Source organism: Bacillus sp. GW823-FHT06A11 (assembly GCF_058795355.1).
In genome coordinates this window covers 48,773-58,365 of record NZ_JBXAHS010000013.1, presented here as the reverse complement: position 1 = coordinate 58,365, position 9,593 = coordinate 48,773, and the positions used below count along the sequence as shown (strand labels likewise).

At 37.0% G+C, this 9,593-nt stretch carries 8 protein-coding genes; all 8 read left to right on the top strand.

Annotated elements, in window-relative coordinates; genetic code table 11:
- Positions 1-282: 282 nt before the first annotated feature.
- Positions 283-744 (top strand): transcriptional regulator CtsR, encoded by a 462-nt coding sequence (gene ctsR, locus AC1Q8L_RS29285; RefSeq protein ID WP_001244560.1) that lies wholly within the window; start codon positions 283-285, stop codon positions 742-744.
- A 170-nt stretch (positions 745-914) separates the two neighbouring features.
- A complete protein-coding gene (mcsA, locus tag AC1Q8L_RS29280) occupies positions 915-1,463 on the top strand; it encodes a protein-arginine kinase activator protein McsA (protein WP_000128385.1) in 549 nt (182 codons plus the stop codon).
- A gap of 4 nt (positions 1,464-1,467) precedes the next feature.
- On the top strand, positions 1,468-2,532 hold the full coding sequence (mcsB, locus tag AC1Q8L_RS29275; RefSeq protein WP_000050836.1) for a protein-arginine kinase McsB: 1,065 nt from the start codon (positions 1,468-1,470) through the stop codon (positions 2,530-2,532).
- A 22-nt stretch (positions 2,533-2,554) separates the two neighbouring features.
- Positions 2,555-4,990: an ATP-dependent protease ATP-binding subunit ClpC gene (gene clpC / locus AC1Q8L_RS29270; protein WP_000971170.1), complete on the top strand. Its 2,436-nt coding sequence runs from the start codon at positions 2,555-2,557 to the stop codon at positions 4,988-4,990.
- 95 nt (positions 4,991-5,085) lie between these two features.
- Entirely contained in the window at positions 5,086-6,462 is a 1,377-nt protein-coding gene (radA, locus tag AC1Q8L_RS29265) for a DNA repair protein RadA (protein WP_001085199.1), read from the top strand.
- A gap of 3 nt (positions 6,463-6,465) precedes the next feature.
- Positions 6,466-7,539, top strand: a complete 1,074-nt coding sequence (gene disA, locus AC1Q8L_RS29260; protein WP_098312153.1) for a DNA integrity scanning diadenylate cyclase DisA — start codon at positions 6,466-6,468, stop codon at positions 7,537-7,539.
- Positions 7,540-7,699: 160 nt separating this feature from the next.
- The gene (locus AC1Q8L_RS29255; protein ID WP_000919679.1) at positions 7,700-8,803 is read left to right on the top strand and encodes a PIN/TRAM domain-containing protein; all 1,104 of its coding nucleotides are present in this window, start codon (positions 7,700-7,702) and stop codon (positions 8,801-8,803) included.
- Positions 8,804-8,819: 16 nt separating this feature from the next.
- A complete protein-coding gene (gene ispD / locus AC1Q8L_RS29250) occupies positions 8,820-9,500 on the top strand; it encodes a 2-C-methyl-D-erythritol 4-phosphate cytidylyltransferase (RefSeq protein WP_000288307.1) in 681 nt (226 codons plus the stop codon).
- The last annotated feature ends 93 nt before the right edge of the window (positions 9,501-9,593 follow it).

Sequence of the window (9,593 nt, the reverse complement as noted above, 5' to 3'; positions counted from 1 at the left end):
GAACACGGAAGTTAAGCTCTCTAGCGCCGATGGTAGTTGGGACCTTGTCCCTGTGAGAGTAGGACGTCGCCAAGCAACTAAAACACGAGTCAAATGACTCGTGTTTTTTCGTGTTTTATTTTATAATCCATAGTAATAAAAAATGTGTTTAAAGTATTCATATTTTGTTTAAATACAGGGGAATGTGGCTAGGATAGTGAATAAGCAAAAGAGTTGCAAATTTTATTAATACGTATATAATTAAAGTCAAAGATAGTCAAAGTCAATAAAGGTGGCGGATAAATGAGAAATATATCTGATATCATTGAGCAATATCTAAAGCAAGTTATTGACTTAAGTAATAATAATGTGATTGAAATCAAGAGAAATGAGATTGCGGATCGATTCGAGTGCGTACCATCTCAAATCAATTATGTAATCAATACCCGTTTTACGTTAGAAAGAGGATTTGTAGTAGAAAGTAAACGTGGTGGAGGAGGTTACATTCGCATTATAAAAGTCAAACTGCATGATGATATAGACATTATTGATCAAATGCTTCATATGATTGATCATAGCGTTGCGCAAGGGAATGCAGAAAGTATGATTATACGTTTAATAGAAGAGGGAATCATAACAAATCGTGAAGCGAAACTGATGTTAAGTGTAATAGACCGTTCTGTATTATCAATGGATGTTCCTTCTCGAGATGAACTTAGGGCTCGAATATTATGCGCAATGTTAAGAACACTGAAATATAAATAAATATAACTTTTGTAAAAGATTGATAACTAAGATAAAGCAGTTAAATATTGTAGAAGTTTTGAAAAAGAACATGCACTTTTATTTAAATGGATTCAGGAAAGCGAACAATCTAGTAATGTATGAAAAGTACCATGAGATAGAGCGTTCCTGTTGTAAAGGTGGGGATAGTGATGACTTGTCAAAACTGTAACATAAGACCAGCAACTTTACATTATACAAAAGTAATTAACGAGAAGAAGGCGGAAGTTCATCTTTGTGAGCAATGTGCAGAGCAAAGTGGCTATACGTCTTTCTTTCAATCATCGCAGTCTAACTTTTCATTTCATGATTTATTTGCTGGTTTATTACACGGTGAATCAACAATGTTTGAAGAAGGAAAAAATGGATTTTCAAATGCAGATATAGTAAGGTGTCCAGATTGTAAGATGACATATGAGCAATTTACAAAAGTCGGACGTTTTGGCTGTTCTTCTTGTTACGATACATTTAAGGAGCATTTAAAGCCATTATTAAAACGCCTTCACGGTGGGCATACAGAACATTGTGGAAAAATTCCGGAACGTATAGAAGGAAATATCCACTTAAAGAAAGAATTAGATGAACTAAAACTTATTCTGAAACAATACGTACAGAAAGAAGAATTTGAGAAAGCTGCAGAGGTAAGGGATAAAATCCGAGGTCTTGAAATACAGCTTAGTGAGCATAGGGAGGGGGAATAATTCTATGTCACTGGACAAAATTATGAACGAAGCAATTAGTCCATGGATGAAGGGGGATGGCCCTGATTCTGATATTGTTTTAAGTAGTCGAATTCGTTTGGCTCGTAATTTTAAACAATATCAATTTTCCACTATGCAAAACGAAGAAGAAGCTAAACAGATTCATGAACTATTCAAAAAGAAATTTATAAATAAAGCAGTAGGGTCCTTTGGGGAGTTTGGACTATTAAAGATGAATGAATTAACCCCTCTTCAAAGGAGAGTTTTAGTCGAAAAGCATTTAATTAGTCCAAATCTTGCAGGGACAGAATATGGAGCATGTCTACTATCAGAAAGTGAACATATTAGTGTTATGCTTAATGAAGAAGACCATATTCGGATTCAGTGCCTATTTTCAGGATTACAGTTATCAGAGGCGCTTCAAAGCGCCAATCAAATAGATAATTGGATTGAGAAAGAAGTTGAATACGCTTTTGATGAGTCACTTGGATATATTACAAGTTGTCCTACTAATGTTGGCACAGGGTTAAGAGCTTCTGTGATGATTCATTTACCGGGACTGGTTTTAACAAAAAGAATTAGCCGTATTATACAAGTAATTCAAAAATTAGGGTTAGTAGTAAGAGGAATATACGGTGAAGGTAGCGAAGCGTTAGGTAATATATTTCAAGTTTCAAATCAAATGACGCTAGGAAAGTCTGAAGAAGATATTATTGCAGATTTAAAGAGTGTCATTCAACAAATTATACAGCAAGAAAAAATAGCTAGAGAATTAATTGTACAAAATTCAAGTATTGAACTTGAAGATAAGGTTTATCGTTCTTACGGCATACTAGCAAACAGTCGTTTAATTCAATCTGCAGAAGCAGCCAATTGCTTATCGGATGTACGACTTGGTATTGATCTAGGATATATAAAAGGTATATCGAGAAATATTTTGACTGAGCTAATGGTTCTTACACAACCAGGTATTTTACAACAATACGCAGGTGGACCTTTAGGGCCAGAAGAAAGAGATTATCGAAGAGCAACCTTAATCCGTGAGCGATTACGTATTGAAAAAAACTAAGCGCAAGTAGGAGGCGATTTCTATGATGTTTGGAAGATTTACAGAAAGAGCACAGAAAGTATTAGCTTTATCTCAAGAGGAAGCAATTCGTATTGGGCATAATAATATTGGAACAGAACATATTTTACTTGGGCTTGTACGCGAAGGTGAAGGAATTGCAGCAAAAGCATTAATTGCTCTTGGATTAAGTCCAGAGAAAGTTCAAAAAGAAGTAGAAGCGTTAATTGGGCGTGGAACAGAAGCTTCTCAAACTGTACATTATACACCTCGTGCTAAAAAGGTTATTGAATTATCTATGGATGAAGCGCGTAAGCTAGGCCATTCTTACGTTGGAACAGAACACATTTTACTCGGTTTAATCCGTGAAGGTGAAGGTGTAGCCGCACGTGTTTTAAATAATTTAGGTGTAAGTCTAAATAAAGCAAGACAACAAGTTTTACAACTTCTTGGAAGTAATGAAGCTAGTTCAGGTCATCAAGGTGGTTCAGCATCAAATGCAAATACACCGACACTTGACAGTTTAGCAAGGGACTTAACAGTTGTTGCGCGTGAAAATCGCTTAGACCCTGTTATTGGACGTGGTAAAGAAATTCAACGTGTAATTGAGGTATTAAGCCGTAGAACGAAAAACAACCCAGTATTAATTGGTGAGCCTGGTGTAGGTAAAACGGCGATCGCAGAAGGATTAGCACAGCAAATTGTAAATAATGAAGTTCCTGAAACTTTAAGAGATAAGCGTGTTATGACACTAGATATGGGTACAGTGGTAGCTGGAACGAAATATCGCGGTGAATTTGAAGATCGTTTAAAGAAAGTGATGGATGAAATTCGCCAAGCAGGCAATATTATTCTATTTATTGATGAGCTTCATACATTAATTGGTGCAGGTGGAGCAGAAGGTGCAATCGATGCATCGAATATTTTAAAACCATCTTTAGCACGAGGAGAGTTACAATGTATTGGGGCAACAACCTTAGATGAGTATCGTAAATATATTGAAAAAGACGCGGCTTTAGAAAGACGTTTTCAACCAATTCATGTTGATGAGCCAAGTTTAGAAGAATCGATTCAAATCTTGAAAGGTTTACGTGATCGTTATGAGGCGCATCACCGTGTATCTATTACAGATGACGCTATTGATGCAGCTGTAAAACTTTCAGATCGTTATATTACAGATCGCTTTTTACCAGATAAAGCAATTGATTTAATTGATGAAGCTGCTTCAAAAGTTCGCTTACGTTCTTATACAACACCACCAAACTTAAAAGAGCTTGAAGTGAAGCTTGAGGAGATTCGAAAAGAAAAAGATGCAGCTGTACAAAGTCAAGAATTTGAAAAGGCTGCATCCTTACGTGATATGGAGCAACGCTTACGTGAGAAGTTAGAAGATACAAAACGTCAATGGAAAGAGCAACAAGGAAAAGAAAATTCAGAGGTTACGGTAGAAGATATTGCAAATGTCGTTTCTACATGGACGCGTATCCCAGTTTCTAAACTTGCACAAACAGAGACTGATAAATTATTAAATTTAGAATCCATTCTCCATGATCGTTTGATTGGTCAAGATGAAGCAGTAGTAGCTGTAGCAAAAGCTGTTCGTCGTGCAAGAGCAGGATTAAAAGATCCGAAGCGCCCAATTGGTTCATTTATTTTCTTAGGGCCAACAGGTGTAGGTAAAACAGAACTTGCAAGAGCACTAGCAGAATCTATGTTCGGTGATGAAGATGCAATGATTCGCATCGATATGTCAGAATACATGGAGAAGCATTCTACTTCCCGTTTAGTTGGTTCTCCTCCAGGATATGTTGGATATGAAGAAGGTGGACAATTAACAGAGAAAGTTCGTCGCAAGCCATATTCAGTTGTCTTATTAGATGAGGTAGAGAAAGCTCATCCGGATGTGTTTAATATTTTACTACAAGTATTAGAAGATGGTCGTTTAACAGATTCTAAAGGACGTACAGTTGATTTCCGTAATACGATTGTTATTATGACGTCTAACGTTGGTGCCGAGGCGTTAAAACGTAACAAACATCTTGGATTTAATGTACAAGATGAAAGCCGTGATTATTCGGATATGAAAGGTAAAGTAATGGATGAGCTGAAAAAGGCATTTCGTCCAGAATTCTTAAACCGTATTGATGAAATTATCGTATTCCATATGCTTGAGAAAAAACATATTCAAGAGATTGTAACTCTTATGGTAAATCAGTTAGTTAATCGCTTAAAAGAACAAGAAATCGAATTGCACTTAACGGAAGGGGCAATTTCAGCTATTGCAGATAAAGGATTTGATCGTGAGTATGGCGCTCGTCCACTTCGCAGAGCAATTCAGAAACATGTAGAAGATAGACTATCAGAAGAACTTTTAAAAGGTGCTATTGAGAAAGGACAAAAAGTTATCTTTGATGTAGAAGGAGAATCATTTGTCATTCATAGTGCGGAAAAGGTAAAATAAGTATAGACAAACAAAGAGGGCTACGCGATAGCCCTCTTTCTTGTACGAGAAGGATAAACGTTTATAGACGAAAGTGAAGTGAACTATAAAAAGGTATGGCTAAAAAGAAAACGAAATTTATATGTCAAGAATGTGGTTATCAGTCACCAAAATATATGGGTAAATGTCCTGGATGTGGTCAATGGAATACACTTGTTGAAGAAATGGAGCCAGTTGTATCATCTAGGCGCCTTAATTACGCGAATGCAATTCAAACGGAAGTAACAAAACCAAGACGTCTTACCGAAGTAGAAACAAAGTCTGAGGCACGTATTGAAACGGAATTTCAAGAGTTTAATCGTGTGCTTGGTGGTGGAATTGTAGATGGGTCCTTAGTGCTTATTGGTGGAGACCCTGGGATTGGAAAATCAACATTACTATTACAGATTTCATCACAATTAGCAGATTCTTCATATGATGTATTATACATATCGGGTGAGGAGTCGGCAAAGCAGATTAAACTTCGTGCAGATCGTTTGCATGTAAAGGGTAGCAATCTATTTGTTGTAGCAGAGACAGACCTGCAGCGTATTGCAGCACATATTGAAGAGATGAATCCAGCTTTTGTTGTTATTGATTCTATTCAAACGATACATTTACCTGAAGTGACGTCAGCACCAGGAAGTGTGGCACAAGTACGTGAATGTACAGCGGAATTAATGAAACTTGCAAAAACAAAAGGAATCCCTATTTTCATTGTCGGGCATGTGACAAAAGAAGGAGCAATTGCAGGACCTCGTATGTTAGAACATATGGTCGATGCAGTTCTTTACTTTGAAGGAGATCGACACCATACGTATCGTATTTTACGGGCTGTGAAGAACCGTTTTGGTTCCACGAATGAAATGGGTATCTTTGAAATGAAAGAGCTTGGTCTTGCGGAAGTTTTAAATCCTTCTGAAATCTTCCTTGAGGAAAGGCCGGTTGGTGTTGCAGGATCAACAGTAGTTGCTTCAATGGAAGGAACAAGACCGGTTTTAGTAGAAATACAAGCATTAATCTCCCCTACTAGTTTTGGAAATCCTCGAAGAATGGCGACGGGAATTGATCATAACCGTGTTTCGCTTATTATGGCAGTATTAGAAAAAAGAACAGGTTTACTATTGCAAAATCAAGATGCATATTTAAAAGTAGCTGGTGGTTTGAAATTAGACGAACCGGCAATTGATTTAGCAGTGGCTTTAAGTATAGCCTCAAGTTTTAGGGATAAATCTACGGCACCAACTGATGCAGTAATAGGAGAAGTAGGATTAACTGGAGAAATAAGAAGAGTATCAAGAATCGAACAACGTGTACAAGAAGCGGCTAAATTAGGATTTCAACGTGTTATTATTCCTAGAAAAAACTTAGGAGGATGGACAATTCCGGATGGGATTGAGGTTGTAGGTGTTTCTAATTTAGGAGAAGCGCTTCGTTTGACATTAGGAGGCTAGGCTATGGAAGAAAATAAGCAACGTGTCAAAAGTATGATTAATATTTTACAGCTCGTGGCCCCAGGAACACCACTGCGTGAAGGGATAGATAATGTACTTCGCGCACAAACAGGGGGGCTAATTGTTCTTGGATATAATGAGCAGATTAAAAGTATTGTGGATGGTGGTTTTCACATTAATTGTGCATTCTCTCCTGCTAGTTTATATGAATTAGCAAAAATGGACGGGTCACTTATTTTAAATGAAACGGGAAGTAAAATTTTAATAGCGAATGCACAGTTAGTTCCAGAGGCATCTATTGATTCTATTGAAACCGGTATGCGTCACCGAACAGCAGAACGTGTAGCGAAGCAGACGGGCAGCCTTGTTGTGGCCATTTCACAAAGACGTAACGTAATTACGCTATATCAAGGGAACTTACGTTATACACTAAAAGATATAGGGGTTATTTTAACAAAGGCAAACCAAGCTATTCAAACGTTAGAAAAATATAAGGCTGTATGGAATGATGGTATTACGAATTTGGGCATTCTAGAATTTGAAGAGGTCGTTACAATGTCTGAGGTAGTTCACGTTTTACATAGTGTTGAAATGGTACTGCGTATTAAAAATGAAATATTGAGCTATATTCATGAGCTAGGAACAGAAGGTAGGTTAATTCGTTTACAGCTTACAGAATTACTAGCTGATTTAGAAGCAGAGGCAGCATTGTTAATTAAAGATTACCATCAGGAGAAAACACAAGACCATCATCAAATTTTGAAAAAGTTACAGGACCTTGCAAATACACAACTTTTAGAGGATAGTGATTTAGTTAAATTACTTGGTTACCCAGGGCAAACCAGTTTAGAAGAAAGTGTGACGCCAAGGGGATATCGAATTACAAGCAAAATCTCTCGTGTTCCGCCACTTATCATTGAAAATTTAATTAATCGATTCAAAACGTTGCAAGGAGTTTGTCGCGCGACTATTCATGAATTGGATGATGTGGAAGGAATTGGGGAAGTAAGGGCGAAGAAAATACGAGAAGGCCTAAAAAGAATTCAAGAGCATCTATATATGAGTAGACACAATTAAGAATATTACATTGATTCCATAATATAACGACACTAGAACATTTTTGGTATATGATATGATATATTGGTAAATAAAACTATTTATAAAAAAACACGTCCGCTTTTGCATTCGGCGTTTTGATTAGCGAAACAATGGTTAATAATGAGTAGGAGGTGGTTGGATGTTAAAACGGATCGTACAGCTCTTCTTTCTAGTGATCGGGGGAGCGTTAGGGATTTACTTAATCCCAAAAGTTATTAATGTATTAGACATCGGTGCTGTTCCTTTATTGGAAGGATCGTATGTTCGTGCGATTATTGGTGCAATTATTTTATTTTTAACAACATTTTGGCTTGTAGATTATATTGTTCAACTTATTAAGCATATTGAAGAGGCTCTTGTAAAGGCGCCTGTAGCAGATGTTTTATTTGGTACATTAGGATTGATCTCTGGTCTTATTGTTGCATATTTAATTTTAATACCGATTCGTGAATTTACAATTCCGGTTATTAGTACGGTATTGCAAGTGTTCTTCACTCTTTTACTTGGATATTTAGGATTCCAAGTAGGATTTAAAAAGAGGAATGAATTGCTAGGATTATTTACATTACCCCAACGCGGAGGTAAGAAGAAAAATAATAACGAGAACGAAGAGGCAGAAGCAGAAAAATCTACGACTCATTGGAAAATTCTCGATACGAGTGTAATTATCGATGGACGTATTGCTGACATTTGCCAAACGAAGTTTTTGGAAGGAACAATTGTGATTCCACAATTCGTATTAGAAGAGCTTCAGCATATTGCCGATTCTTCCGATGCTTTAAAGCGTAATCGTGGTCGCAGAGGACTAGACATTTTAAATCGTATTCAAAAAGAGATGCCGATTCCGGTAGAAATTTATGAAGGCGATTTCGAGGATATCCAAGAGGTGGATAGCAAACTTGTAAAGTTAGCAAAAATCACCGGTGGAACTGTAGTAACGAATGATTTTAACTTAAATAAAGTTTCTGAATTACAAGGAGTAACAGTGTTAAACATTAATGATTTAGCTAATGCAATTAAACCAGTTGTACTCCCTGGCGAAGAATTAAATGTTTATGTTGTGAAAGATGGTAAAGAGCAAAACCAAGGTGTTGCGTACTTAGATGATGGTACGATGATTGTAGTAGAAGATGGTAGAGAGTATGTAGGTTCGCAACTTAATGTACTGGTTACTAGCGTATTACAAACATCAGCTGGTCGTATGATTTTCGCAAAACGTAAATTATTAGAAAAAGCATTATAGGTAGAGGATTATTAATATGTATACATTAATTATTCCGGCAGCCGGCCAAGGAAAGCGGATGGGTGCTGGCAAAAATAAGTTGTTCTTACTTATAAATGAAGTACCGATTATCGTTCATACATTACGTGCTTTTGAAAGAGATAAAGCGTGCAAAAGTATTGTTATGGCAATTAACGAAGAGGAACGCCCGTATTTTGAAGAATTAATGCAGAAGTATCCGATTGAAAAACAGGTACAATTTATTCAGGGTGGAGCCGAAAGACAAGATAGTGTATATAACGCGATTCAGCATGCGAGTGATGTTGAATACGTTCTTGTACATGACGGAGCGCGCCCATTCGTAACGAATAAAGTGATTCAAGATGTATTAACAGCAGCAGAAAAATATGGAGCTTCCATTTGTGCAGTGCCAGTAAAGGATACAGTTAAGAAGGTAGAGCAAGGTGTTGTTGTCGAAACGGTAGAACGATCTCAGCTTAAGGCTGTACAAACACCGCAAGGGTTCTCTGTTTCTCTTTTGCTAGAAGCTCATAGAAGTGCAAAACAGAGCTGTTTTCTTGGTACAGATGATGCAAGTCTCGTGGAACGTATTGGAAAGCAAGTAGGTGTAGTAGAAGGGAGTTACTATAATATTAAAGTGACGACTCCAGAGGATTTACTAATTGCTGAAAGTTTCCTTCATGTTCTGAAAAAATAGCCGTGATGGTGTATAACAAAGAAAAGCTCGGCAATGGCCGGGCTTTTCTTTGTAAGGATATCGATATAATATAGAGTCATAAAGCTCAGTGGT